We start from the raw sequence: 23928 nt of genomic DNA, 5'->3' as shown, positions 1-23928 counted from the left end.
GGACCTCGCGGGAGACTACCGCCCGAACCGGCAGCCGAGCTCCGCGAAGGTGGCGACCTTCTCGGCCGCCCGCACGACGACCTCGTCGATGCCGTCGAGCACCACCCGGTCACCCACCCGGCGGGCGGGCAGCAGCGGCACGTCGGCCTTGCCGCACTGCTCCACGACCGACGTGAACGCCCGCGCGGCGGCGAGCGGCGCGACGAGGGGCTCGCCCGACTGGCGGTGCCGGATGAGGTTCTCGAGCAGGTCCGCGGGCGGCGCCACGGCCATGCGGTGGTCGTTGACCGTGAGCCGGTCGTCGTCGTACCACCACACGGCCTGCCCGAGCGATCCGTGCACGAGGACGACCGGCGGTAACGACGTCGTGGCGCACAACGTCGTGGCGACCACGACCGGCGGCGCACCGTCCGACGTCACGCGGACACAGGCCGTGTCGTCCGCCGTGATCGTGTCGCGGCAGCGGTACAGCTCCAGCTCGACGGTGATGTCGGTCCGTTCCTCGACATCGGCGAGAAGCAACGCGTTCTGCAGTGCGTGCGCGAACGGGTTCACGAGCGTCCCGTCCTCGCCCTGCCGCCCGGCCCACTCGGCCCGTTCGTAATAGGAGTCCGTGCGCACCCAACGGCCGGCGGCGCCGATGCCCGAGATGTCGCCCAACGCACCGGAACCGATCAACGAGCAGAGGCGGCGGTACGAACCCGTGCCCTGAGTCTGGAACCCGACCTGGCACACGAGCCCGCGGTCGTGGGCGGCGGCGGAGATCTCGTCGAAGTCGGCCACCGACAGCACCGCGGGCTTCTCGACGAGCACGTCGCAGCCGAGCCCGAAGGCCTCCAGGACCAGGTCGCGGCGCGTCGCGGGCGGCGAGGAGACCACCACGACCTCCGGGTGCAGCTCCGCGGCGAGCGACGGCAGGTCGGGGTAGGACGGCACCGGCACGTCGACGTCCGCCACGTCCACGACGCCGACGAACGTGGCGACCCCGTCGTGGCCGAGCCTCAGCAGGTTCTCGACGTGCCGCGCCCCATGCCCCCGAGCACCGACCAGCGCAACACGCATCGTCATCACCCTTCTCGGGCCCGCCGCGATCACCCGCTGGCCAGCATCGGCCGAGGTGCTGCGAAATTCAATGCGCGGCGCCGACCAAGACACGCTTGCGACAGCATCAGGACACCAACGGCGGCACCGTCACGGCCGCCGGAGGTCCAGCAGGTCGGCGACCCGGACCGGCCCGCCGGTGGTGAAGCTGCGGTTGGCGGCGAACCCGGTCAGCAGCGACAGGGCGCCGTCGTGGTGCGTCGCCCGGCGTCCGAGCGGGTCCTGCTGCCCGGCCGGTCCGTACAGCGCGTCGACCATCCGCCGGTCGGCACCGCCGTGGCCCTCCCGGTCGTACTCCAGCGGGATCTCCTCCCGCTCCTCGAACAGCCGCTGCACGGAGAGCTTCGCCCAGCCCTGCTCCGGACCTGCGCCGACGCCGTGCACGGACGGGTTCTGGCCCGACACCCAGGAGTTCTCGACCACCTCCAGTTCGAGGCGTCCCCTGCTGCCGTTGACCATCAGCCGGTAGCCCTCCCACGGCGAGTAGGCCGTGAGGTGGTACGTCAGGGTCGCGCCGCTCGCGTACCGGACGAGCACGGACACGTCGTCCTCAATGGACACACCGGGGTCGAACGGGTTGCGGTCGCGGCGGTAGCCGTCCTCGTGGCACGCGTCGAGGTAGAGCCTCCGCAGCCAGTCGTCCCGCGTCAGGTCGACCGCGAACCGGTCGTCGTCGGTGTAGCCGTGGCGTTCGCCGTTCTCGTGGCCGTAGAAGAACAACCGGCCCTGCGCGTACACGGTGTCGGGCACCGAACCGACCCACCAGTTGAGCAGGTCGAAGTGGTGGGTGGACTTGTGCACCACGAGTCCGCCGGAGTTGGCCTTGTCGCGGTGCCAGCGGCGGAAGTAGTCGGCGCCGTGCCGGGTGTCGAGCAACCATTCGAAGTGCACGGACCCGATCTCGCCGACAGCACCGTCTGCGAGCAGCGCGCGCACCTTCTCGTGGATCGGGTTGTAGCGGTAGTTGAACGTGACGGTGACGTTGCCGTCGTTGCGGCGCACGGCGTCGAGGACCCTGCGGGCCGACGGCACGTCCGTCGTCATGGGTTTCTCGGTCACGACGTCCCGGCCGGCGTCGAGCGCTGCGACGACGTACCTGTCGTGGAACCGGTCGACAGTGGTCACCACGACCACGTCGACCCGTTGCTCGTCGAGCATCTCCAGGAAGTCCGCGGCGTCGTAGGCGGGAACCGGGCCGAGGCCGAGCTCGGCCAGCCGCTCGTTGTGGACGTTCATCCGGGTGCGGTTCACGTCGGCGAACGCGACGAGTTCGCACGTGTCCGCGTGCTCGACCGCGATGGCGTGCACGTGCCGCTCCGCGCGTGAACCCGTACCGACCACCGCATAGCGCCTGCGTGCCATCCGCGACCCCCTGAAAACGTTTTTTCCACGCTACGGCACAGGCAGGATGGGGTCATGCCGACTCCTGTGGTGCTCGACTGCGACCCCGGCCACGACGACGCGATCGCGATCCTGCTGGCGGCGGGATCGCCCGAGATCGACCTGCGCGCGATCACGACCGTCGCGGCGAACCAGACACTGGGCAAGGTCACGCTGAACGCCCAGCGGATCTGTTCCGCGGCCGGGATCTCGGTGCCGATCGCGAAGGGGTGCGCGAAACCGCTGGTGCGGCCGTTGCACGTCGCCGAGGACATCCACGGCGAGTCCGGTATGGACGGACCCGCGTTCGGTGCTCTGTCCGTTGGTGTGGTGGAGCACCACGCGATCGACGTGATGCACGCGAACATGCCGGCGACGCTGGTGGCGACCGGCGCGCTGACCAACGTGGCGATGTACCTGCAGCGGTACGGCACCTCAGCGGTGCGCGAGATCGTCCTGATGGGCGGGTCGACCGAACGCGGCAACACGACGCCGTACGCGGAGTTCAACATCCACGTGGACCCGGAGGCCGCCGCGATCGTGTTCGGCAGCGGCGTGCCGGTCACCATGGTCGGGTTGAACGTGACGCACCAGGCACTGGTGACCCCGGAAGTGGTGGCGCGGTTGAACGCCCTGGGGTCGCTCGGGCGGATCTGCGGCGAGCTGATGACGTTCTTCGCGGCGACCTACCGCGAGGTGTTCGGGTTCGAGGCGCCACCGCTGCACGACCCGGTCGCGGTCGCGCGGGTGATCGACCCGTCCCTGGTGACGTGCGTGGACGCGTTCGTGGGCATCGAGACGATCGGGACGTTCACGCGTGGCGCGACCGTGGTCGACCTGCACGGTAGAACGCGAGAACCGCCCAACGCCCGTGTGGCCGTGGGCCTGGACGTCGAGCGGTTCTTCGAGGTCGTGATCGAGGCGGTGAAGGCGCTCAGCTGATGCCGCGGTCGCTGAGCAGCGCCCACTGGCTCCAGCCGGCCTTCTCCTTGTGGAAGCGGCGGACCAGCTTGCCGTCCTCGGTGCGGGCGAAGACCTCGACGGTCTTCGTCTGCGCGTGGTACATCGCGCTCGGCGCCTCGGCGACCTTGGCGGTGCCGAGTCGCGCCCACGTGGTCCAGCCCTTGTCGGCCGCGCGGGAGTGCTCGACGAAGCCGCCCTCGCCGAGCTGCACGACGTCGATGGAGCCGGTCGTCGAGTTGTAGACCGCCGACGGGGCGCCGGTGCCCTTGCCGCCGAGCGAGGTCCAGACGCCCGCCGCGTACTGCTCGACGCTGCCGGACTCGGTGCGCACGAAGACCTGGTCGACGGCGACGCTGGGGTCGCTCACGATCTTCTTGTCGCCCTGGTCCCGCCAGGTCGTGCCGTCCCACTTGACGAGCTTGTCGTCGGAGGAGCGCGCGTAGACGTCGTTCTCGGCGACGACCGGGGTGCCCTGGATCTTGCGGTCGCCGACCTGCGCCCACTTGTCCGTGAAGCGCAGCAGCGAGCCGTCCACGCCGCGGGCCAAGACCTCGACGGCCTTCGTCCGGTCGTTCCACTGCAGGGCCGGGTCGCCCGCGACGACCGTGTCGCCGAGCGCGGCCCAGCGTCCGTCGACGCGGCGGTAGATCCGGTCGTCGGTGCCGCGCGCGAACACCTCGACGATCTTCGTCTGCGGGTTCATCAGCGCGACCGGGTCGCCCGCGAAGTGCTCGGAGCCGAGCTGCTGCCACCCGTTCCAGCGGCTGGTCTTGTGGAAGTTCGTGATGACCGCGCCGTCCGCGTCACGGGCGAAGACCTCGAGCTGCTGCTGGCCGGTGTTCGAGATCTGCGGGCCGGAGCTGACGACGAGCTTGTCCGTCACCGGCGTCTCGCTGCCGGAGCCGGCGCCGCCGGCCTCGACGATGTTGTTGTAGCGCAGCGGCACGTACTGACGGGCCGTGCTCGCGCTCCACACGCGCTGAACGGTCCGGCTGCCGTCCGGCCCGGCCTGCTCGCGGACGATCGGCCGCGTCTTGGCCGCGTCGGCCCAGCCGATGAACAGCGCGACGTGGCTCTCGCGGTCGTTGAGCGCGTCGCCGGGACGGAGGTCCTCCCAGTCGATGCGGTGCGCGACCTGCTCGAGGATGTGCGTGGTGTAGGAGATGCGCAGGCCCCAGGCCATCGAGACGAAGCCGGAGCAGTCGGTGCGGTAGGCGCCGTACCTGTTGCCGAAGCAGTCGGCCTGGCTGTACGGGACGCGCGCGCTGATCCACGTGCGCGAGCGCGCCAGGACCTCGCTGCGCGTGATCTTGGAGTTGGCTTCGTACGTCCCGCAGATCACGCCACCCTCGGCGGCGACAGCGACGTCGGGCATGGCCAGCGTCGACCCGAACGTGATGGCCGCCGCGGCTACCGCCAACATCCCCCACCGTTTCATGCCGGTCACGGTAGCAAGGCGATGTGAAGTTTTGGTCCGGTCGAACGTTCCTCGTTCCTGTGGATTTTCACCGTTGGCGTGGACTAGCACGGCTCTTCCAGAACGCTCAGGTAGCGGCGCGGGACGTAGAGTTCCGCGCCCGTCCCGTAGGGATAGGTCAGCGCGCGCAACCGAGTGCGGTGACCACCGGCCTGTTCGTACGCCCAGTACGTCCCCGGCTCCGCCGCCCACGCGGCGAAGATCACGACGTGCCGCGTGAGGTTCGTGCCCTCCGCGCGGATGACCACGTCCCCCGCCCGCAGCTCCCGGAGCGAGATCAGGCTGCTCACGCCCGCGAGCCCAGGCGTGTCCAGGCCGCCGTGGCGGTGCCCGGGCCTGCCGGGCAGCGCCCACGCCATCGAGACGAAGCCGGAGCAGTCGGCGCGGTAGAGGCCGTGCTCGTTGCGGTGGAACGAGGTCTGGCTGTACGGGACCGAGTCGCGCACCCACGAGCAGGCGCGCTCCACGATCTCGGGACGGGTGATCAGGCGGCCGGTGGCACGAGCGGTGGTCACGCGGCCATGCTCCGGCCGTCGTCTCTAAGTTCTCTGCAAGCTGTCCACAAGGTCGGCGTCCGAGATCTCGGCGAGGGCCCAGGCGAGCGGGTAGCTCAGCTCGACGGCGTCGTCCTCCCTGGTCAGCCGCACGCCGGGCAGCACCTTGCGCACGAGCGCGAGCATCGCGTGGTTGTCCGGGAGCACGGTGCCGCGCAGCTCCGCGACGCCCAGCCGGGCCGCGACCGAGGTCAGCTCCTCCAGCAACCGGCGACCCACACCGCGGCGTTGCCAGAGGTCGACCACGGCGACCGCGATCTCCGCCCCGCAGCCGCCGGTCTTGATCACCCTCGCGATGCCGACCGGGTCACCGCCGATGCGGGCGCACACGGCCGCGTGCCGTTCCCCGTCCACGTCGGTCAGCACGCGGCGGGCCGAGGCCGTCAGCCGCGGCGTCGGTGAGTGGAAGCGCAGGTAGCGGCTTCGGGCGGAGAGTCCCGCGAACACCGCGTCGACAGCTTCCGGCGCGGTGTCGCGGTTGAGCTCGGTGACGCGCATGAGGATCGACCCCTCTGAGTTCGGAATCCGAACTGTAGCTGAGTTCGAAAATCGAACGCAAGGGATATCCTGGTGTCATGCCGTACTCGAGTTTCGCGAGCATGCCCTGCACGCTGAGCCGCCCCGCGGCGCTGCTGGGCGAGCGCTGGACGCTGCTGCTGCTCCGCCAGATCTTCCTGGGCACCCGCCGCTTCGAGGACTTCCAGGCCACCATGGACATCTCGCGCAGCGTCCTGACCGACCGGCTGAACGTGCTGCTGCAGGAGAACGTGCTCAAGCGCGTGCCGTACCACGAGGACGGCCGCACGCGGCACGAGTACCGGCTCACCGAGAAGGGCCGCGACCTCTACCCGGTGCTGATGGCGCTGCGGACGTGGGGCGAGAAGTGGATGGCCCCGGACGAGGAGGAGTCGTTCCACCTGCACCACCGCGACTGCGGGGGCGGCGTGCGCGCGAAGGTCGAGTGCACCGGGTGCGGCGTGGAGCTGACCGCGCGTGACGTGCAGGTGACAGCCAGGGAGTGAACTCGTGCGGGTTCCGGCCGGATAGCCCTTCGCACCGGCGCCCGTGCCGCTGTCCAATGGACGGCATGGATCGTCGTGACTTCCTCGTCGGGGCCGGGCTGCTCGCCGTCGCGCCGACCGCGTCGTCGGCCGCGCGGGGAGTGGACTGGGCCGCGGTGCGCCGCGAGTTCCGGCTCGACCCGGCGCTCGTGAACCTCGGGCTCTTCTACCTCGCGTCGAACCCGCGGGAGGTGCGGGACGCCGTCGACGACTTCCGGCGCCGGCTCGACGCCAACTCGCACGACCTGATGCTCAGGCAGGCGCAGGAGGTCGCGGCCGCCCTCGGGGAGTACGTCGGCGGCTCGGCGGACGACATCGCGTTCGTGCCGAACACGACCATGGGGCTCTCGATCGTCTACGGCGGCCTGAAGCTGCGCGCGGACCAGGAGGTGCTGCTCAGCGACCAGGACCACACGTGGCACCAGCAGGCCGCACGGCTGGCGGCGGGACGCGTCGGGGCGAAGGTCAGGGTCGGCACCCTCTACGAGAGCTCCGCGAAGGTCACCGAGGACGAGGTCGCGACACGGCTGCGGAACTCGATCACGCCGCGAACCCGTGCCGTGGGCGTCACGTGGGTGCAGTCGAGCACGGGCGTGAAGATGCCGGTGCGGGCGTGCGCGCAAGTCGTCACCGAGGCCAACAAGGGCCGGGCAGCGGAGGACCGCTGCCTTCTCGTCGTCGACGGTGTGCACGGCCTGGCAGCGGTCGACGACGACGCGGCACGCCTCGGAGCCGACGTGTTCGTGGCGGGCACGCACAAGTGGCTGTTCGGGCCGCGCGGCACCGGCATGGTGTGGGTGAACCCCGAGGTGCGCGACCAGATCACGCCGCTGCTGCCGAGCCTGAGCGACCGCAGCGAGACGGCGTTGCTCGGACCAGGTGGCTTCCACGCGTTCGAGCACCAGTACGCGGTGCAGGCGGCGGTGCGGTTCCACCAGCGGCTCGGCCGTGAGCGGGTGGCGGCCCGCATCGCCGAGCTGGCCGGCCGGTTCTCCGCCGGCCTGGCCGAGATCCCCGGCGTCGTCGTCCACACCCCGCGCGACCCGGCGGTCTCCGCGGGCCTCGTGTGCTTCGACGTCCCCGGCCACACCGGGACCGAGCTCGTGGAACACCTGGCGCGCAAGCAGATCCAGATCACCACCGCGGCCTACCGGATCCCGTACGCGCGGATCGGCACGTCGATCCTCAACACCCCGGAGGAGCTCGACAGGACACTGCGCGAGATCAGGGCGCGGGTGCGCTGATCCGGGGCAGCTCGGCCGTCCCGGGCGGCTCCAGCCGCACGCTGGTGTTCTCCACGATCACCTTCTGCTCGTCCCACGCCCGGTGCGCCGCCCACCCGCCGCCCAGGACGAGGGCGAGCAGCCCCGCCGCGATGAACGGCGTGGTCGGCAGGCCGCGCTGGCGCTCCTCCTCGCGGCGAGGCGCGGGCACCTCGGCGGCGTGCCCGTCCGCGGGTTCGGGTTCGAGCCGCCGGGCTTCCAGGTGCGCGCCCATCGCCGCAGCGCCGTCCGGCGCCCTCATCACCGGGATGCCCAGCCGTTCGCTGATCTCCCTCGTCACCAGCGGGATCCGCGACGAGCCGCCGACGAGCAGGACGACGTCCGGCAGGCCCGGCCCCGCGCTCGCCGCCACGCGTTCGAGCGCGTCGACCACCATCTCGACCGACGGCCGGATGACCGCCTCGAACTCCAGCCGGCTGAGCCGCACCTCGCACACCTCGCCGTGCGCGACGTAGGGGATCCGGACCTCCGGGTAGCTGCCGAGCAGCTCCTTCGCCTCGACGCAGCTGCGCACGAGCTCCATGCTGTGCGTGCCGATCTTCGCGATGACGTGCTCCGCCACCAGCTCGTCGAGCCCGAAGCCGCCGACCTCCACCCGTTCCGGCTGCCCGGCCAGCAACACCACGCCCTGCTTGCGCAACACCGTGATGTCACACCCGGTGGCACCGAAGTCGAACACCGCCACGGTGCTGTGCTCAGGCATCCGCACGTCGGCGTCGAACGCGATGGCGGCGGCGTGCGGCGCCGGCACGAACAACACGTCCGCGCGCCCCTCGTCGATCAGGTCGCGCCGGAGCTGTTCGAGGTGTTCGTGCGGCCAGCACAGCGGATGCGTCAGCGCGACACGGCTCGGCGGCTCCCCGTACCGCTGCGCGAGGCCGTCGAGGACGTGCGCGATCTCCCTGGCAGGCGCCTGCTGACGCCTGCTGCCGGTCGTGACGCCACGGGTGGTGGCGACGGTGGTGCTTGCGGATCCGAGATCGAGCCCAACCTGGTAGGACATTGCGGGTCACCCCTCACTGCGGACACCCACAACACGTACGTCTCACATGGCGCGGTTCATTTCCTTCTTGGTGCGGTCACAACGCCATGAGGCGTTCGGCGGCCACTGCCGCACCGTCGCCGCGGATCCGCGCGGCCGCAGGACTGGTCGCACACGTGCGGCAGCACGGCCTGCGGTGTTCCGACCGCCGCGGCCGTCGTGGTGGTGCCGGCACCGTGGTGCACGACTGCGGCGCCCCGGCGGAACAGCGCCTGCTGGTCGACCTCGTCGATCGCGATGCAGTCCGGGACATCGTGGGAGCCGGAGGTCTCCCCAGTCTCGTTGCAGGGCAACACGTTCGCGTGCGACCGCGACTGGCGTCACCCGCCCGCGCAGGGTCGAGCCGACCGGTGTGAACGCTGCCGATCACGAGGCCCTGGAAGCACCTCCTCGAGCCACAGCCCGCCACCCCTGACCGGGATGACGGGCTGTCGCTTCCGCGGCTAGTGGGCGGCGTCGTCCCAGGAGCGGCCCACGCCGACCGAGACCTCGAGCGGGACCCGCAGCTGGTAGGCGTTGCCCATTTGGTCGCGCACGAGGGCCTCGACGGCCTCGCGCTCGCCCTCGGCGACCTCCAGCACCAGTTCGTCGTGGACCTGCAGGAGCATCCGCGAGCGCAGGCCCGAGGACTCCAGTGCTCGGTAGACGCCCAGCATGGCCACCTTGATGATGTCGGCGGCGCTGCCCTGGATCGGCGCGTTGAGGGCCATGCGCTCGGCCATCTCGCGGCGCTGGCGGTTGTCCGACGTCAGGTCCGGCAGGTAGCGGCGGCGGCCGAGGACGGTCTCGGTGTAGCCGTCCTTGCGGGCCTTCTCGACGATCTCGTTGAGGTAGTCGCGCACTCCGCCGAAGCGGGCGAAGTACGCCTCCATCTGCTCGCGGGCCTCTTCGGTCGGGATGTGCAGCTGCTGCGACAGGCCGAACACCGACAGGCCGTACGCGAGGCCGTACGACATCGCCTTGATGCGGCGGCGCATCTCACCCGTCACCTCGGAGGTGGGGATGGCGAACGCCTGCGAGGCCACGTACGTGTGCAGGTCCTCGCCGCTGTTGAACGCCGCGATGAGGCCCTCGTCGGCGGACAGCGTGGCCATGATCCGCATCTCGATCTGGCTGTAGTCCGCGGTCATCAGCTCCGCGTAGCCCTCGCCGACGACGAACGCCTGCCGGATGCGGCGGCCCTCGTCCGTGCGGATCGGGATGTTCTGCAGGTTCGGGTCCGTCGAGGACAGCCGGCCCGTCGCGGCGATCGTCTGGTGGAACGTCGTGTGGATGCGGCCGTCGTCCGCCACCGACTTCAACAGTCCGTCCACAGTGGACTTGAGCCTCGTGACGTCGCGGTGCGAGAGCAGGTGCTGCAGGAACGGGTGCTCGGTCTGCTCGAACAGGTTCTGCAGCGCGTCCGCGTCCGTGGTGTAGCCGGTCTTCGTCTTCTTCGTCTTCGGCATGTTCAGCTCGTCGAAGAGGACCGTCTGCAGCTGCTTCGGGCTGCCGAGGTTGATCTCCTTGCCGATCACCGAGTACGCGTCCTGGGCCGCCTGCTTCACGCCCGCGGCGAAGTGCGCCTCCAGCTCGGAGAGGTGCTCGACGTCGATCGCGATGCCGACCGCCTCCACCTCGTCGAGCACGTTCATGAGCGGCAGCTCGAGGGTCGCGAGCAGGTCGGTGCCGCCGATCGCGACCAGTTCCTCGTCGAGGCGGTCCGCGAGCTCGGCGACGGCACGCGCGCGCAGGATCGTGCTGGTCGCGAGCTTCTGCGCCTCCTCGGACTCGTCGGAGAGCAGCGACAGCTGGCCGTCGCCGGACTCCTCCGCGCGCAGCTCGCGCTTGAGGTAGCGCAGCGCCAGGTCGTCGAGCGCGAACGAGCGCTGGCCGGGACGCACCAGGTAGGCGGCCAGCGCCGTGTCCGACGTCAGGCCGCGCAGCTTCCACCCGCGGGCGCGCACGCGGCGCAACGGCAGCTTCAGGTCGTGGCCCGCCTTCGCCACGCCCTCGTCGGCCAGCCACGCGGCGAGCGCCTGCTCGTCGGCCTCGTTCAGCTGCGTGACGTCGACGTAGCCACCCTCACCGGTGGCCGTGCACAGCGCGACGCCCTCCAGTTCGGTCGTGATGCGCAGGGCGACGCCCACCCGGGTCCTGCTCGCGTTCTCGCCGAGCCACGCCTCGAGCGTGCCGGCGGGGATGGCACCGCCGGAGACCTCGAAGCCCTCCTCGGCCTCGGGCTCCGCCGTCGTCAGGGTCTGGAAGAGACGGTCGCGCAGGACGCGGAACTCCAGCTCGTCGAACAGCGCGTGCACGGCGTCGCGGTCCCACTGCTGCACCTCGAGGCCGTCGATCGTGTACGGCAGCTCGACGTCCTTGACCAGCTCGGTGAGCTGGCGGTTCATGATGATGTTCGCCAGGTTGCCGCGCAGCGCCTCGCCGACCTTGCCCGGCACCTCGTCGACGCGGTCGACGAGCTCGTTGAGACCGCCGAACTGGTTGAGCAGCTTGATGATCGTCTTCGGGCCGACGCCCGGCGTGTTCGGCAGGTTGTCCGACGAGTCGCCGCGCACCGCCGCGTAGTCCGCGTACTGGTCGGGGCGCACACCGTGCTTCTCCTCGACGTACGCGGGCGTGAACCGCCCCATCTCCGAGACGCCCTTGACCGGGTACAGCACCGTGACCTTGTCGTTGACCAGCTGGAACGCGTCCCGGTCGCCGGTGACGATCTCCACCTCGACGCCCTGCGCCACGGCCTGCGTGGTCAGGGTCGCGATGATGTCGTCCGCCTCGTAGTTCTCCTTCTCCATCGTGGGGATGCGGAGCGTGGCGAGCACGTCCTGGATCAGGGAGACCTGGCTGCGGAACTCGTCCGGCGTCTTGGTGCGACCGGCCTTGTACTCGGGGTACTGCTCGGAGCGGAACGTCTTGCGCGAGACGTCGAACGCCACCGCCACGTGGGTCGGTTTCTCGTCGCGCAGGATGTTGATCAACATGGACGTGAACCCGTACACGGCGTTCGTGACCTGGCCCGTCTTCGTCACGAAGTTCTCGGCGGGCAGGGCGTAGAACGCTCGGTAGGCCATCGAGTGACCGTCGATGAGCAGGAGCCGCTTCACGTCTGAGGTAGTCACGAGCCCGAGTCTAGGGTGGGGGTCTGACAGTTCTGCTCGAGCCCTTGGAGCCCGCGTGACCCCCGACCTGCCGATCGAGTTCGCCGACGAACAGCTGCACGTCCGCATGGGCATCGAAATCACCCGATGGGATGTGCAGGAGATGGTCGGCACGATGCCGGTCAAAGGCAACCGCCAGCCGTTCGGCCTGCTCCACGGCGGCGCGAACGCCGTGCTCGCCGAACAGCTCGGCTCCATCGCCTCCGCCATGCACGCGTCCCAGCACGGGCTGATCGCCGTCGGGCTCGAGCTCTCCTGCACCCACCACCGAGCGGCGCGCGAGGGCACCGTCACCGGCGTGGCGCGCCCGATCCACCTGGGACGGAGCACCACGACGTACGAGATCGTGGTGACCGACGAGGACGGCAAGCGCACCTGCACCGCCCGCCTCACCTGTCTCCTGCGCCCCAAGGCGCCCGGAGCCTGACACTGGGGTGAACCACACCTCGGTTGTGCGGTCAGCCCCAGTGTGCGACCAAGACCAGCCCGACATCGTGGGTCGCATGACCTTCACGACCCGACTGTCAGCAGCGGTCCTGTGCGGCGCGCTGGCCGCGGCCTCGGTTCCCGCCACCGCCTCGGCGCACCCGGCGCGCGGCGAGCTCCTCGACGTCGTCCCGGTGTCCACGATGGACACCGACCAGCTGGTCGCACACCTGGGGGACCACGACCTGGACGCCTCGCGCGTCCGCTTCGCCGTGGAGGCGAAGCGCATCACCTACCGCACCGTCGACGCCTTCGGGAAGCCGACGACGGCGAGCGCCCTGGTCGCCCTGCCGCGCGACGGCGGCAGAACGCCCCGCCAGGCAGCGTGGCTGCACGGCACCACGGGGTACCGGGGCTCCGTCGCGTCCGTGGCCGACGGCAACGACAGGGCGGCCACCTACCTGTTCGCCTCGGCGGGCTACCTGACCACGGCGCCGGACTACCTGGGCCTCGGCACCGGTCCGGGCTTCCACCCGTACGTCGACGCCCCGTCCACGGTCACCGCGTCCGTCGACGCCCTGCGCGCCACCCGCTCGTACGCCGCGTCGAGGGGATTGCGTCCCGACCGGCGTGTCATGATCACCGGCCACTCCCAGGGCGGCCACGCGGCGATGGCGCTGGGCCAGGCCCTGCAGCGCGGCGCCGACTCCCGGCTGGAGGTGGGGGCCCTGGCCCCGATCGGCGGCCCGTTCAAGCCGAGCCTGCTGGTGGCCAAGGCGCTGAACGACGAGATCGCCAACGGCGTCGCGTACATGGCGTACTGGACGGTGGCCTGGAACCGCCTCTTCCCCCTCTACGACAGCCCGGCCGAGGTCTTCCGCGACCCGTCGGTCGAGGCCCTGTTCGACGGCGAGCACCCCAACGAGGAGATCTTCCGGCACCTCCCCGCCACCATGCGCGAACTGCTGACCGACTCCTACTCCGCCCGCCTGCGGCACCCCACGGGCACCCTCCGCACGAAGCTCCGCGAGGCCGACGGCTACTGCGACTGGCGCCCCTCGGTCCCGGTGACGATCTACTCCTCGGCCGGCGACCGCGACACGCTTCTCGAGACCTCCGCCTACTGCGACCAACAGCTCAAGAAGCACCACGCCCGCAGCACGCTCGTCGACCTGGGCGCCGACGTGAACCACGGCAGGGCCGCCAAGCTGGCCTTACCGCGCATCCTGGCCGACTTCGACGGCGCCTGAGCCGGAGACTTGGCGCGGGGCGAGGCCGGAAGCGCCCCGCGCCGGGTCGGCACTGCCGCACCCTCGCGGCTCCCAGCGCACCCGGCCTCCTGCGCGCGAACGAAAGCGGGGCGGAGGAAAGCCCTCCGCCCCGCTCCCACTACGACGAACCTCAGTGGGACTCACCCAGGTACGCGTCGCGCACCCGCTGGTCGGCCAGGAGCGAGTGCCCCGGACCGTCCAGAGTGGTCTTGCCGAGGTCGATCACGTACCCGTGGTCCGACAACGCCAGAGCCGCGAGGGCGTTCTGCTCCACCAGCAGAATGGTGGTGCCGAGCGACTGCAGCTCCTTGATGGTGTCGAAGATCCGCTGCGTCATGATCGGCGAGAGACCCATCGAGGGCTCGTCGAGCATGAGCAGGCGGGGCTTGGACATCATCGCGCGGCCGATGGCGAGCATCTGCTGCTCACCTCCGGAGAAGAGGCCGGCCTTGTTGTGCCGCCGCTCCCCCAGCACGGGGAAGAGGTCGTACACGCGCTGCATGTCGGCCTGCACCCCGTCGTCCTTGCGGACGTACGCGCCGAGCTGCAGGTTCTCCTCCACGGTCATCCGCGGGAAGAGCCGACGACCCTCGGGCGAGTGCGAGATGCCCATGCCGAGGATCGTGTGCGCCGGCTGGTTGTGGATCGGCTTGCCCTGGAACAGGATCTCGCCGGCCGCGGGCCGGAGCAGACCCGAGATCGTGCGCAGGGTCGTGGTCTTGCCCGCGCCGTTCGAGCCGATGAGCGACACGATCTGGCCGGCCTCGACGGTGAACGAGATGTCGCGGACGGCCTCGATCGCGCCGTAGGCGACCGAGAGGTTGCGGACTTCGAGCAGCGGGCTCATGCCTGCTCTCCCTTCGCGGCCTCGACGTCGTGCTGGACTTCCTCCGGCGGCTTGCCGAGGTAGGCCTCGACCACCCGCGGGTCCGCCCGCACGACCTCGGGGCTGCCCTCGACGAGCAGTTCGCCCTGCACGAGCACGGAGACCGAGTCGCACAGGCCGAAGATGAACTTGATGTCGTGCTCGATGACCACGACGGACACACCCGTCTCGCGGATCCGGAAGATCAGCTGCTGCGTCGCTTCCGTCTCCTGCGGGTTCATACCCGCGGTGGGCTCGTCCAGCAGCAGCACCGCCGGATCCGTCGCCAACGCGCGCGCGATCTCCAGACGGCGCTGGTCGCCGTAGGGGAGGTTGCGCGAGAGCTCGTCGTCCACGCCGTTCAGGCCGACGAACGCGAGCAGCTCCCGCGACCGCTCGCGCGCCGCCTTCTCACCGCGGTGGTAGGCGGGGCCGTGGAACAGCGAGGCCAGCGGGCCCTGCTTCATCCGGACGTGACGGCCCACCATGACGTTCTCCAGCACGGTCATGCTGGGGAACAGGCGGATGTTCTGGAACGTGCGGGCCACGCCCGCGTCCGTCACCTTCGCCGGGTCGCCGGGCAGGACGTTGCCCTTGAGCAGCACCTGACCGGTGGTCGGCGTGTACAGACCCGTGAGGCAGTTGAAGAACGTTGTCTTCCCCGCGCCGTTCGGGCCGATCAGGCCGACGATCTTTCCTTCTTCGAGCGTCAGGGTGACGCCCTTCAACGCCTTGAGGCCACCGAAGACCATCGAGACGTCGCGCGCCTCCAAAACCGGCGTGCTCATGCCTTCTTCGCCTCCAAATGCGCCTCTTCGGCGTTCTCATCGGCGCGTTCGACCATCTCAGCGCGCCTGTGCGCATCGGGGATCAGGCCGACCGGCCGGAACCGCATGATCAGGATCAGCGCGAGGCCGAAGATCATGAGGCGGTAGTCCTCGAAGTCGCGCAGCTTCTCGGGCAGCACGAACAGCAGCGCGGCGCCGAGCACGGCGCCGGGGATCGAGCCCATGCCGCCGAGGATGACCGCCGCGAGCAGCGTGACCGACTCGAGGAACTTGAACGACTCGTACGAGACGGTGCCGTTCTTGTGCGCGAACACCGCGCCCGCGAGACCCGCGAGCATGGCACCGATGAGGAACGCGAGGATCTTCATCTTGCCGGTGCGGATGCCCATCGCGCGGGCGGCGTCCTCGTCCTCGCGGATCGCGATCCAGGCCCGGCCGATGCGGCTGAACTTGAGGTTCGCGAACACGGCCATCGTCGCCGCGACGAGCAGCACGATGAGGATGTAGTAGAGGACACCCGCGGGGAGCTTCACCGAGCCGATCGAGATCGACCGGTTGAACTCCGTGCCGAACAGCGACAGCGCCGGGATGCCGGGAATGGCGTTGGAGCCGTTGGTGAAGCCACCGATGTCGTTCTGCGCGGAGCGGGTGAAGATCTCACCGAACGCCAGCGTCACGATCGCCAGGTAGTCACCGCGGACCCGCAGCGTCGGCGAACCGACGATGGCGCCGAAGATGCCGGCCACGATCGCCGCGATGACGGCGGCGACGGGGAACGGCAGGTCGAAACCGAAGTACGCGGTGGCCGCACCGGAGAAGTTCGCCGCCACGAGGGCGCCGATGCCCATGAACGCCACGTACCCGAGGTCGAGCAGACCCGCGAGGCCGACGACGATGTTCAGGCCGATCGCGGTGGCGGCGTAGATGCCGATGTTCGCCGCGACCGTCATCCAGTACTCGTTGCCCGCGTCGGTGAACGGCAGCAGCAGCGCGCACGCCGCCAGCACGACCACGCTGAACACGCGGTGCTGCTCGGACAGGGCCGAGATCCAGCGCACGAACCCGACGCCGCTCAGCGCGGCCAGGATGCCCGCGGCGAACCCGAGGAACGACAGGAAGATCGCGCCCGCGTAGGGGTTGGCCGAGCCGACGCCACCGGTGGTCAGCATCGCCGCGACGGCGTAGAGCACCGCGCCGAACGAGACCAGCAGGACGAGGTACGCGACCGGCGTCGAGACCTTGAACTTCCAGTCGCCCACCGGCCCGATGCCGATGCCGTAGCCCGCGAGGATCGCCAGCACACCGGCGACCAGGCCGACCACACCGCCGAACGCGGTCGCGCCGTCGAGGGCCGTGATGGCGCCGAGGCCACCGCCCTTGACCGTGATGTACGCGGCGTTGACGAACGACACGAGGGTGAGGCCCCAGCCGAGCGCCCGGACGACCCGGCCCTTGGACGGGACCGGCGCGAACGCGGCGACCAGGATGAGGACACCGAGCAGCAGGACGTGCCAGCGGAAACCCGTGACGGAGAACGGCGCGTCGAAGAACTGCAGCGTCGACTTGTCGGGCCAGTTGCCGTCGTTGAGGGTGAACGTGACCCACGGCAGCAGTGCCGCGACGATGCCCAGGACGCCACCGGCGGCCGCGAGCGGCTTGCCGAGCGGTGCGAGCGCGGAGCGCTTGCCAGAAGAAGTGTCGACCGTGCTCATGCGCGCACCCTTTCCGGCTCGCCGAACAGACCCTGCGGGCGGAAGACGAGCACGAGGATCAGCACGACGAAGATCCACACGTAGTCGTACTGGGTACCACCCGGCATGTACTGGCCGGCCACGGTCTTGATCAGACCGATGATGAACGCGCCGATGACCGCGCCCCGAATGCTGCCGACACCGCCCAGAACGGCCGCCGTGAAGGCGAAGATGCCGGTCTGGAAGCCCATGTCGATGTTGATGTTGTTCAGGTAGCCGCCGTACATGATGCCGGCGACACCGGCGAGCACGGCGCCGAACACGAACGTCAGCACGATCACCCGGTTCGGGTTCACGCCCATGAGCTTCGCGGTGTCGGGGTCCTGCGCGGTCGCGCGCATCGCCCGGCCCATCCTCGACTTGTTGATGTAGGTCTGCAGGATGACCGCGAGGCCGATCGAGAGCCCGACGAGCAGCACACCGGTCCACGACACGTTGACGGGGCCGAGCGTGAGGTTGCCCTCCGGGAAGACCTTCGGGTACGGCAGGTTCGACTTGGCGTTCGGGTAGAAAACGCGCACGGCCTCCTGCAGGAACACGGACACGCCGAGCGCTGTGATCAGCGGTGCCAGCCGGGGTGCGTTGCGCAGCGGCCGGTAGGCGAAGCGTTCCATGATCACGGCGACGACGACCGCCACCACGATGCCGCCGACGAACATGAGCGGCAGGGCCACGGCAGGCGACTTCTGGAGGTCTTCCGGAAGAAGCGTGAACGTGGCGAGGCCTCCGTACGAGGCCACCATGAAGACCTCGCCGTGGGCGAAGTTGATCAGCTGGATGATGCCGTACACCATCGTGTACCCGAGGGCGATCAGGGCGATCAACGCACCCTGCACGACCCCGTTGGCCAGCTGTTGGAGCAGGACTGACACAACTACCTCCGTAGACGGCGGGGGCGAGCAAACAACGCCCGCCCCCGCCGTGGCTTCAATCAGTGACTAGGTAGTCGTCAGCCGGTGAACTCGCCGGTCTGAACGTCCTTCCACTTGCCAGAGGTGACCGAGTAGACCGTCAGCACCTTGTTCGTGCTGTCGCCGTACTGGTCGAACTTGACCTCACCCGTGGCGCCGGAGCCGCTGTAGGCACCGACGTTGGTCAGCATGGCGTCGCGCTTCGAGTCGTCCCAGGCACCGCCCTCGACGGTCTTGGCCAGACCACCGATGATCGCGTTCGCGGCGTCGTAGGAGAACGCACCGTAGGCGGCGTAGTCCTCCTTGCCGAACTTCGCCTTGTACGCCTCGACGAAGGCCTTGGCCGTGGCCAGGGACTCGGTCGGCGCGCCGACCGAGGTGGCGAGGTCGCCCTCCTTGCCGCCGAGCTCGACGAACTTCGGGTCGAAGATGCCGTCGCCGCCCATCAGCGGGACGTTGAGACCGGCGGACGCCATCTGCTTGGACAGCGGGCCGGCGACCGGGTACTCACCGCCGTAGTAGACGGCGTCCGGGTTCAGCGCCTTGATCTTGGAGATGACGCCGGAGAAGTCGGTGTCCTTCTCGCCGACCTTCTCGGAGCCGACGATCTTGCCGCCCTTCTTGGCGACCTGCTTCGACAGCTCGGCGGCGAGGCCCTCACCGTAGGTCTTGCCGTCGGTGATGATGGCGATGTTCTTCTTGCCGGCCTTCTCGACGAGGTAGTTGGCCGCGTACGGGCCCTGCAGGTCGTCGGTGGTGCAGACGCGGAAGTAGTTGTCGAACTGGCGCTTCGGGGCCGTCAGGAAGTCGTTGCCCCTGGTCAGCGACGGGTTGGTGTTCGCGGGCGACACCTGGGGGATCTTCTTGTCCCGCAGGATCGGCTGCACCGTCTGGGCCACCGACGAGTTGAGCGTGCCGACGACGCCGACGACGTTCGGGTCGGTCGACAGCTTCGTCGCGGCCTGGGCACCCTTGGCGGGGTTGGCCTCGTCGTCCTGAGCGGACACGGTCAGCTTGTAGCCCGGAACCGTGCACTTCTTGTTCGCCTCGTCCACGGCGAGCTCGGCGGACTGCTTGATGCCGAGGCCGAGAGCGGACAGGTTCCCGGACAACGGGGCGACAACACCGACGGTCAGAGTGCCCTTCGACGTGTCGCAGCTGCCCCCGGTGTTGCCGCCGCCCTCGGTCTTGTTCGAGCCACAAGCTGCAAGAACAAGCAGCGAGGCACCGACAATCGCTGCGGACTTCACAGAGTGCTTACGCACGTGATGTCCCTCCTCTATCCCTGCTCTCGGCTGCGCGAGATCTCCGCGCACCGCTCCATCACCCTCTCCTGAGGGATGGCCGGAACCTAGGCGATGACTGTGACCGCAGTCATCAAAGCCAATGGGCTCGTGACCATAACGCAACTCGGCGTTATGTTTTACTTAAGCAATGTCACAGACCGTAACCTTCGTTCACTCTTTGGACGGCTGCCATAACCTCGGTATATGACTCCCCGTCGTCGGGTGATCGCCTTGCTCGGCGCCGTGGCCGTCCTGGCCGCAGCGGTGCTGGTTCTGCGCGAGACCGATGATGCCCTGCAGAAGCGCAGTTCAGAGGCCGTTCGACTGACAAAGTACGCAGCCGATTTCGTCCAGCTCCCGTCTCGACCGGCTCCTCCGGCTCCTCCGTCCTCCGTATGGAGCAGCGACGGGCGGGTCCGGTGGGCGCCCGTGCCCGGCGCGGCGGGCTACGAGGTCGACGGCACGCTCGTCGCGTCGCCCGAGATCGCCCGGTCCGGGCGGCCCGACGTGCGGGCCGTGGACGCCTTCGGCCAGCGGTCGGCACCGGTCCGGGCGCGGGAGCAGCCCCGCGACGACACGTGGCGCCGGGCGGTGAACGGCTGGCTGGACGACTTCGACGACCCGTTCCTGGAACGCCGCTACCACTTCAGCGGCCGCCGCGGGTGCGTCAACCCCGGATCGGGCTCCGGCGGCCGTCTGGTCCTCGACATGCCGTGCGGGAACGACACGGCGGTGCTGCGCGCACGAACGCTGCTGCAGCTCGGCGAGTCGGGGGAACGAGGCCGGGTGGCCGTGGTGACGGACGCGGCCGGGCCGCGCGGGAGGCTGGTGCTCGACCTCGTCCCCGGAACGCCGGATCGCGTCGGACCCATTCCTCCGGCTGATGCGGTCCGCGTCGTCGTGGACGACTCCGTGGCCCCCGGAACGCGGGGAGCGGGCGTTCTGCATCGATTCGAAGCGGTGCTGACAGATAACGATGTGCGCGTTGTGCAAGATGGCGCGCAGATCGCGTCTTTGCCGGTGGTGCCGAAGTGGCGCGAGGCGAGCGTGCTGGTCGGCGTGACCCCTCCGCCGGGCTACCCGGGACGCGTGGAGATCGACGCGATCGGCATCACCGGGTCACGCCAGTCCGTGGAGGACGTGACCGAGACGCACCTCGTGGCAGGGACACTGCGCGTGCTGGAGCCCGATGAAGAGGCACCCGGCATCGGCGTGGCGCGCACACCGTTGCGTGACGCCCCCTCGGCACGGTTGCGGACAACGGTGCGCCTCGGTGACGGCGGCGACCCGAACGGCCTGGTCGCGCAGTTCGGGTCGGCGCGGGTGCCGTTGCGGCCGGTGGTGAGCGGCTGGTCCACGGCGCAGGACAGCGAGCTGACGCTGGTCGGAGACCTGCCGGCGGATCTGCTCGGAGCGTCGGGACCGGACGCGCTGTCGCCGTTCGTGCTCCGGATGCCCGGCGCGTCGCAGGCACAGGTGCTGGAGAGCTACTTCGAGGTGCCCGGCCCGTCGCCGGTGCGGCTCGAGGCCGTCCCGCAGGAGTCCACGCCCGTTTTGCCCGTGATGACGGCTGAGTTCGTCCGTGTGGCCCCGAACGACGCGACGCTGGTAATCACCCTCGACGCGTCTCCCGCGCGTTCAGTGGCGCCGTTGGCGGGCTTCGAGGTGTACGTGGACAGCTCTCTCGCGGCCACCATGCCGATTCCGGGCGGCGTCGGTGGCCGGCACGAAGTGCAGCTCTCGCTGAAAGGCAGACACGACGTCGAAGTCCGCCTGCGCCCCGAGAACCCCGAGGCGCAGACGGACTCCGTGTGGCTCGAACTCAGCCGAAGTTCTCGATGACGGCTTCCGCGACGGCCTTCATCGTCGTGCGGCGGTCCATGGCGGTGCGCTGCACCCACCGGAACGCCTCCGGCTCGCTCAGGCCCTGCTTGGACATGAGGATGCCCTTGGCGCGCTCCACGACCTTGCGGGTCTCCAGGCGCTCCGTGAGCCCGGCGACCTCCTGCTCGAGCGCGGCCAGCTCGTTGAACCGGCTCATCGCCAGCTCGATCGCGGGCACCAGGTCCCGCTTCGCGAACGGCTTGACGAGGTACGCCATCGCACCCGCGTCACGGGCGCGCTCGACCAGGTCGCGCTGGCTGAACGCGGTGAGGATCACGACCGGCGCGATCCGGTTGCCCGCGATGTGCTGCGCCGCCTCGATCCCGTCGACCTTGGGCATCTTGACGTCCAGGATCACCAGGTCGGGGTCGAGCTCGGTCGCGAGCTTGATGGCCTCCTCGCCATCTGCGGCCTCACCCGCCACGTCGTAGCCCTCCTCGCGGAGCATCTCCACGAGGTCGAGGCGGATCAGCGCCTCGTCCTCCGCGACGAGCACGCGGGGGGCCTTGCGCGTGGCTTCGGACTGGGCCTCGGCAGCCTGCTGGGTCACCGGGGTCCTCCTGACGATCGTTCCTGCGGGCGAAAGCGCAGTCTACCGGCGGCCCGGCCGCTGATCAGGCTCGGCAGCCGTGACGGCAGACACGAACTCCTCGGGCCACGGGTAGGTCCGCACGCCCTCCTCGACGTCCTCGGTGGGCGCGTCGATGCGGCGCAGCGTGATGTCCGCGGTGGTCCCGAAGTCCGGGTGACCGAGCTTCTGCCCGATCTCGTCCTCGGACGGGCCGCCGGCCCACTCGACGAACCAGGCCCCGCCCATCGGGAGTGCTCGCAACCAGCTGGCGTCATGCCACAGGTGTACCCGGCGCAGAAGGGCGCTCCCAGTGGCCGATTCCGCGATCACGTCGTCGTTGCCGCCGCCGTCGGTGTACTCGACGCCGCGGAACTCGTGCATCCAGCGCAGGTAGCGCATGCCGCGGTCCCACGCGTGCCCGTCGACGCCGCAGAGCACGACCGAGGCGTCACCGGTGGTCAGTTCGGCCGAGCGCCGGTGCTGCCGGTGCTCCAGCCCGGCGACGCCCATGCCGAAGCCGCCCTCGGTGCGCGGGAGCAGCTCGAACAGCAGCGGACCCAGCGCCCTGTCGTTCAGGTGCAGCCGGAGGGTCTCCCCCGGCTCCACCGTCCGGAACACGTAGGCGGGCCTGACGATGCTCGCGGGCGGCATCAGCTGCAGCACGCTCGCCGCGGTGCAGGCCGCGGCCAGCACCTTGGCCTCGAGCTGCCGCTGGGCCTCGGTGGCCGCGTCGGGCAGGAGCTCACCGCCGCGGACGGCCGGGACCGCCTGGGACAGGTTCTCGCCGGTGTAGGCGCGCCGCAGATCGGCGAGCTGGTCCGTGGTGGACAGACGTGCCATCACAGCAGTCCTCGTTTCCGCCGCCCGGCTCGGCACGACAAGGACGCATGTGTCACGCGTCTACGTGGTCGGTTCGCTTCGGCGAGCAGGAGTTGCTGAACACTGCGGCGGACGACGCCGCTCGCTGCCGGGGAGCGGCTCCAGCCTCACGTCTGCTCGGACGCCGCTGACCACATTACCGGACGACCGCCACCCGTTTTCCTAGTCGGCGCCGACGATCAGCTTGTACTTCACGTCGACGTTCCTGCCGCCGGCCGATCCGCGGATCACGAGGTCGTGCTCACCGGACGGAGGAGCCGGAATCCACGCGTAGAGGCCGCAGCCGACGGAGTCGAGGCGGCCGGCTCGCGTGCCGAACGGGTTGCCCGCGCGCGCTTCGTAGGTGAACGGCGTGGCGGGCACCGCGGTGAGCCGCTGCGTGGCGTTGTTCAGCAGCACCTCGCCCTGCGCGGTCTTCATGAACGCCTCGCAGCCGGCGATGTCGCCAGCGAGGTTCACCGCGGGCGCGAGCAGCGGCTTGTCGGCGGGAACCCGGCACTGCCGCTCGACCGGCCCCTCGGTGAGCGATCCCGCGAGCAGCCAGACCTCGACGGGCTGGTCGCGCATGCAGAAACGACCGGAGGTGTCGGAAACCGGGTTGCTGTTCGCGGGCTGGGAGGCCCACGTCCACCACCGGGCCTGGAAATCGGCAGGAGCCAGTTCGTCCGAAGTGGACGTTTGCGGAGCGGGAGGGTGCGTCGCCAGTTGCGCGGTCCCGCCACAACCGGCGAGCAGAACCACCAAGAACAGCAGGACGGTCCTCACTGGTTCTCGCGTCCCTTGCGTCGTTGTTCCTCCGCGCGCTCACGGCAGCGGCGCAGGAACTCCTGGTCGTCGTCAGCGTTCGCGGCCGCGAACCGCCCCGGCCGGTCGTACTCGGGATAGGTGGCGGCGCCGCGCTCGAAAGCCCCGGTGCGCGCACGTCCCGCCCCCACCGGACGGCCCGCGACGAGCCACGCGATCGACCCCACCACGGGGAAGAACAGGACCAGGAGAAGCCACCAGAGCTTCGGCAGGTTGCGAACGGCTCCTTCGTCAGTCGTGACCACGTCGACGACCGCGAAGATCGTCACGCAGAGCATCACCACTCCGAACAGCCCACCGAAGTACAGCATCTCCCACCCCCAGGTCATGCGGTCGCGCACATCGTGGCACAAGAGGCCACCCGCTGGACATGGTCCGCAGTTCCATCACCGGCGGGAAATATCGAGCGGACAACCAATTCACCCTTCAGGGCGAAAAGACCACCGTTTCGAATTGCGCTTCGCTCGATCGAGCGA

Annotated in this window: 23 protein-coding genes; 6 read left to right on the top strand and 17 right to left on the bottom strand. The window is 69.8% G+C overall.

Translation table 11 applies throughout. The features are described 5' to 3' along the window. Positions 1–15: 15 nt before the first annotated feature. Both BLQ91_RS07235 and BLQ91_RS07230 read right to left on the bottom strand, forming a co-directional pair. On the bottom strand, positions 16–1068 hold the full coding sequence (locus BLQ91_RS07235; RefSeq protein ID WP_090095780.1) for a Gfo/Idh/MocA family protein: 1053 nt from the start codon (positions 1066–1068) through the stop codon (positions 16–18). A gap of 123 nt (positions 1069–1191) precedes the next feature. Further along, entirely contained in the window at positions 1192–2463 is a 1272-nt protein-coding gene (locus BLQ91_RS07230) for a Gfo/Idh/MocA family oxidoreductase (protein ID WP_090095779.1), read from the bottom strand. Between the two features lie 54 nt (positions 2464–2517). Between BLQ91_RS07230 and BLQ91_RS07225 the strand changes: the two genes are divergently transcribed. Further along, positions 2518–3423 (top strand): nucleoside hydrolase, encoded by a 906-nt coding sequence (locus tag BLQ91_RS07225; RefSeq protein WP_090095778.1) that lies wholly within the window; start codon positions 2518–2520, stop codon positions 3421–3423. On the opposite strand, the gene BLQ91_RS07220 is transcribed toward BLQ91_RS07225, so the two are convergent. The 3 genes from BLQ91_RS07220 to BLQ91_RS07210 all read right to left on the bottom strand — a co-directional run bounded on the left by BLQ91_RS07220 (position 3416) and on the right by BLQ91_RS07210 (position 5973). Continuing rightward, positions 3416–4882 carry a DUF8189 domain-containing protein gene (locus BLQ91_RS07220; protein ID WP_143022546.1) on the bottom strand — a complete coding sequence of 489 codons (1467 nt, stop codon included), beginning with the start codon at positions 4880–4882 and terminating at the stop codon, positions 3416–3418. The two genes, BLQ91_RS07225 and BLQ91_RS07220, sit on opposite strands and share 8 nt — an antisense overlap. Positions 4883–4965: 83 nt before the next feature. Beyond that, entirely contained in the window at positions 4966–5436 is a 471-nt protein-coding gene (locus BLQ91_RS07215; RefSeq protein WP_090095776.1) for an NlpC/P60 family protein, read from the bottom strand. A gap of 24 nt (positions 5437–5460) precedes the next feature. Next, positions 5461–5973: a GNAT family N-acetyltransferase gene (locus tag BLQ91_RS07210; RefSeq protein WP_090095775.1), complete on the bottom strand. Its 513-nt coding sequence runs from the start codon at positions 5971–5973 to the stop codon at positions 5461–5463. 77 nt (positions 5974–6050) lie between these two features. Between BLQ91_RS07210 and BLQ91_RS07205 the strand changes: the two genes are divergently transcribed. After that, positions 6051–6497 (top strand): winged helix-turn-helix transcriptional regulator, encoded by a 447-nt coding sequence (locus tag BLQ91_RS07205; RefSeq protein ID WP_090095774.1) that lies wholly within the window; start codon positions 6051–6053, stop codon positions 6495–6497. A gap of 65 nt (positions 6498–6562) precedes the next feature. Beyond that, positions 6563–7780: an aminotransferase class V-fold PLP-dependent enzyme gene (locus tag BLQ91_RS07200; RefSeq protein ID WP_090096069.1), complete on the top strand. Its 1218-nt coding sequence runs from the start codon at positions 6563–6565 to the stop codon at positions 7778–7780. Here BLQ91_RS07200 and BLQ91_RS07195 read toward each other — a convergent pair. The 3 genes from BLQ91_RS07195 to polA form a co-directional block, all read right to left on the bottom strand. Beyond that, the gene (locus BLQ91_RS07195; RefSeq protein WP_090095773.1) at positions 7761–8822 is read right to left on the bottom strand and encodes an Hsp70 family protein; all 1062 of its coding nucleotides are present in this window, start codon (positions 8820–8822) and stop codon (positions 7761–7763) included. The genes BLQ91_RS07200 and BLQ91_RS07195 overlap by 20 nt on opposite strands. 56 nt (positions 8823–8878) lie before the next feature. Continuing rightward, positions 8879–9157, bottom strand: a complete 279-nt coding sequence (locus tag BLQ91_RS43585) for a nucleotide disphospho-sugar-binding domain-containing protein (protein ID WP_342670615.1) — start codon at positions 9155–9157, stop codon at positions 8879–8881. A gap of 147 nt (positions 9158–9304) precedes the next feature. After that, complete coding sequence (gene polA / locus BLQ91_RS07185) at positions 9305–11929, bottom strand: DNA polymerase I (protein ID WP_245733243.1); 2625 nt, start codon at positions 11927–11929, stop codon at positions 9305–9307. 154 nt (positions 11930–12083) lie between these two features. Between polA and BLQ91_RS07180 the strand changes: the two genes are divergently transcribed. Then, on the top strand, positions 12084–12443 hold the full coding sequence (locus BLQ91_RS07180; protein ID WP_236218411.1) for a hotdog fold thioesterase: 360 nt from the start codon (positions 12084–12086) through the stop codon (positions 12441–12443). Between the two features lie 76 nt (positions 12444–12519). Next, entirely contained in the window at positions 12520–13692 is a 1173-nt protein-coding gene (locus BLQ91_RS07175) for an alpha/beta hydrolase family protein (protein ID WP_090095771.1), read from the top strand. Positions 13693–13843: 151 nt separating this feature from the next. On the opposite strand, the gene BLQ91_RS07170 is transcribed toward BLQ91_RS07175, so the two are convergent. From BLQ91_RS07170 to BLQ91_RS07150, 5 genes are all read right to left on the bottom strand, one after another. After that, positions 13844–14560: an ABC transporter ATP-binding protein gene (locus BLQ91_RS07170; RefSeq protein WP_090095770.1), complete on the bottom strand. Its 717-nt coding sequence runs from the start codon at positions 14558–14560 to the stop codon at positions 13844–13846. After that, a complete protein-coding gene (locus tag BLQ91_RS07165) occupies positions 14557–15366 on the bottom strand; it encodes an ABC transporter ATP-binding protein (RefSeq protein ID WP_090095769.1) in 810 nt (269 codons plus the stop codon). The genes BLQ91_RS07170 and BLQ91_RS07165 overlap by 4 nt, the downstream gene beginning before the upstream one ends. Beyond that, positions 15363–17078: a branched-chain amino acid ABC transporter permease gene (locus tag BLQ91_RS07160; protein ID WP_090095768.1), complete on the bottom strand. Its 1716-nt coding sequence runs from the start codon at positions 17076–17078 to the stop codon at positions 15363–15365. The genes BLQ91_RS07165 and BLQ91_RS07160 overlap by 4 nt, the downstream gene beginning before the upstream one ends. Next, complete coding sequence (locus BLQ91_RS07155) at positions 17075–17989, bottom strand: branched-chain amino acid ABC transporter permease (RefSeq protein WP_176959592.1); 915 nt, start codon at positions 17987–17989, stop codon at positions 17075–17077. Before BLQ91_RS07155 ends, BLQ91_RS07160 begins: the two co-directional genes overlap by 4 nt. A 77-nt stretch (positions 17990–18066) precedes the next feature. Next, entirely contained in the window at positions 18067–19293 is a 1227-nt protein-coding gene (locus BLQ91_RS07150) for a branched-chain amino acid ABC transporter substrate-binding protein (RefSeq protein WP_090095767.1), read from the bottom strand. A gap of 450 nt (positions 19294–19743) precedes the next feature. Here BLQ91_RS07150 and BLQ91_RS07145 point away from each other — a divergent pair, with 450 nt between their 5' ends. After that, complete coding sequence (locus BLQ91_RS07145) at positions 19744–21156, top strand: hypothetical protein (RefSeq protein WP_090095766.1); 1413 nt, start codon at positions 19744–19746, stop codon at positions 21154–21156. Here BLQ91_RS07145 and BLQ91_RS07140 read toward each other — a convergent pair. From BLQ91_RS07140 to BLQ91_RS07125, 4 genes are all read right to left on the bottom strand, one after another. Further along, a complete protein-coding gene (locus BLQ91_RS07140) occupies positions 21137–21748 on the bottom strand; it encodes an ANTAR domain-containing response regulator (protein ID WP_090095765.1) in 612 nt (203 codons plus the stop codon). The two genes, BLQ91_RS07145 and BLQ91_RS07140, sit on opposite strands and share 20 nt — an antisense overlap. A gap of 42 nt (positions 21749–21790) precedes the next feature. Further along, positions 21791–22609, bottom strand: a complete 819-nt coding sequence (locus BLQ91_RS07135) for a hypothetical protein (protein WP_090095764.1) — start codon at positions 22607–22609, stop codon at positions 21791–21793. Between the two features lie 201 nt (positions 22610–22810). Further along, a complete protein-coding gene (locus tag BLQ91_RS07130; RefSeq protein ID WP_090095763.1) occupies positions 22811–23413 on the bottom strand; it encodes a hypothetical protein in 603 nt (200 codons plus the stop codon). Further along, positions 23410–23763, bottom strand: a complete 354-nt coding sequence (locus BLQ91_RS07125) for a PLDc N-terminal domain-containing protein (RefSeq protein WP_090096065.1) — start codon at positions 23761–23763, stop codon at positions 23410–23412. Before BLQ91_RS07125 ends, BLQ91_RS07130 begins: the two co-directional genes overlap by 4 nt. Positions 23764–23928: the final 165 nt, after the last annotated feature.

Source organism: Lentzea jiangxiensis (assembly GCF_900104175.1).
Lineage (GTDB): Bacteria > Actinomycetota > Actinomycetes > Mycobacteriales > Pseudonocardiaceae > Lentzea > Lentzea jiangxiensis.
The sequence above is the reverse complement of the archived record's forward strand: the minus strand, read 5'-3'. Positions and strand labels throughout refer to the sequence as shown.

Coding starts and splice junctions, on each gene's coding strand:
- BLQ91_RS07235 (WP_090095780.1), bottom strand. CDS start 1,068: ATGACGATGCGTGTTGCGCTGGTCGGTGCTCGGGGGCATGGGGCGCGG.
- BLQ91_RS07230 (WP_090095779.1), bottom strand. CDS start 2,463: ATGGCACGCAGGCGCTATGCGGTGGTCGGTACGGGTTCACGCGCGGAG.
- BLQ91_RS07225 (WP_090095778.1), top strand. CDS start 2,518: ATGCCGACTCCTGTGGTGCTCGACTGCGACCCCGGCCACGACGACGCG.
- BLQ91_RS07220 (WP_143022546.1), bottom strand. CDS start 4,882: ATGAAACGGTGGGGGATGTTGGCGGTAGCCGCGGCGGCCATCACGTTC.
- BLQ91_RS07210 (WP_090095775.1), bottom strand. CDS start 5,973: ATGCGCGTCACCGAGCTCAACCGCGACACCGCGCCGGAAGCTGTCGAC.
- BLQ91_RS07205 (WP_090095774.1), top strand. CDS start 6,051: ATGCCGTACTCGAGTTTCGCGAGCATGCCCTGCACGCTGAGCCGCCCC.
- BLQ91_RS07200 (WP_090096069.1), top strand. CDS start 6,563: ATGGATCGTCGTGACTTCCTCGTCGGGGCCGGGCTGCTCGCCGTCGCG.
- BLQ91_RS07195 (WP_090095773.1), bottom strand. CDS start 8,822: ATGTCCTACCAGGTTGGGCTCGATCTCGGATCCGCAAGCACCACCGTC.
- polA (WP_245733243.1), bottom strand. CDS start 11,929: ATGGCCTACCGAGCGTTCTACGCCCTGCCCGCCGAGAACTTCGTGACG.
- BLQ91_RS07180 (WP_236218411.1), top strand. CDS start 12,084: ATGGGCATCGAAATCACCCGATGGGATGTGCAGGAGATGGTCGGCACG.
- BLQ91_RS07175 (WP_090095771.1), top strand. CDS start 12,520: ATGACCTTCACGACCCGACTGTCAGCAGCGGTCCTGTGCGGCGCGCTG.
- BLQ91_RS07170 (WP_090095770.1), bottom strand. CDS start 14,560: ATGAGCCCGCTGCTCGAAGTCCGCAACCTCTCGGTCGCCTACGGCGCG.
- BLQ91_RS07165 (WP_090095769.1), bottom strand. CDS start 15,366: ATGAGCACGCCGGTTTTGGAGGCGCGCGACGTCTCGATGGTCTTCGGT.
- BLQ91_RS07160 (WP_090095768.1), bottom strand. CDS start 17,078: ATGAGCACGGTCGACACTTCTTCTGGCAAGCGCTCCGCGCTCGCACCG.
- BLQ91_RS07135 (WP_090095764.1), bottom strand. CDS start 22,609: ATGGCACGTCTGTCCACCACGGACCAGCTCGCCGATCTGCGGCGCGCC.
- BLQ91_RS07125 (WP_090096065.1), bottom strand. CDS start 23,763: ATGCTGTACTTCGGTGGGCTGTTCGGAGTGGTGATGCTCTGCGTGACG.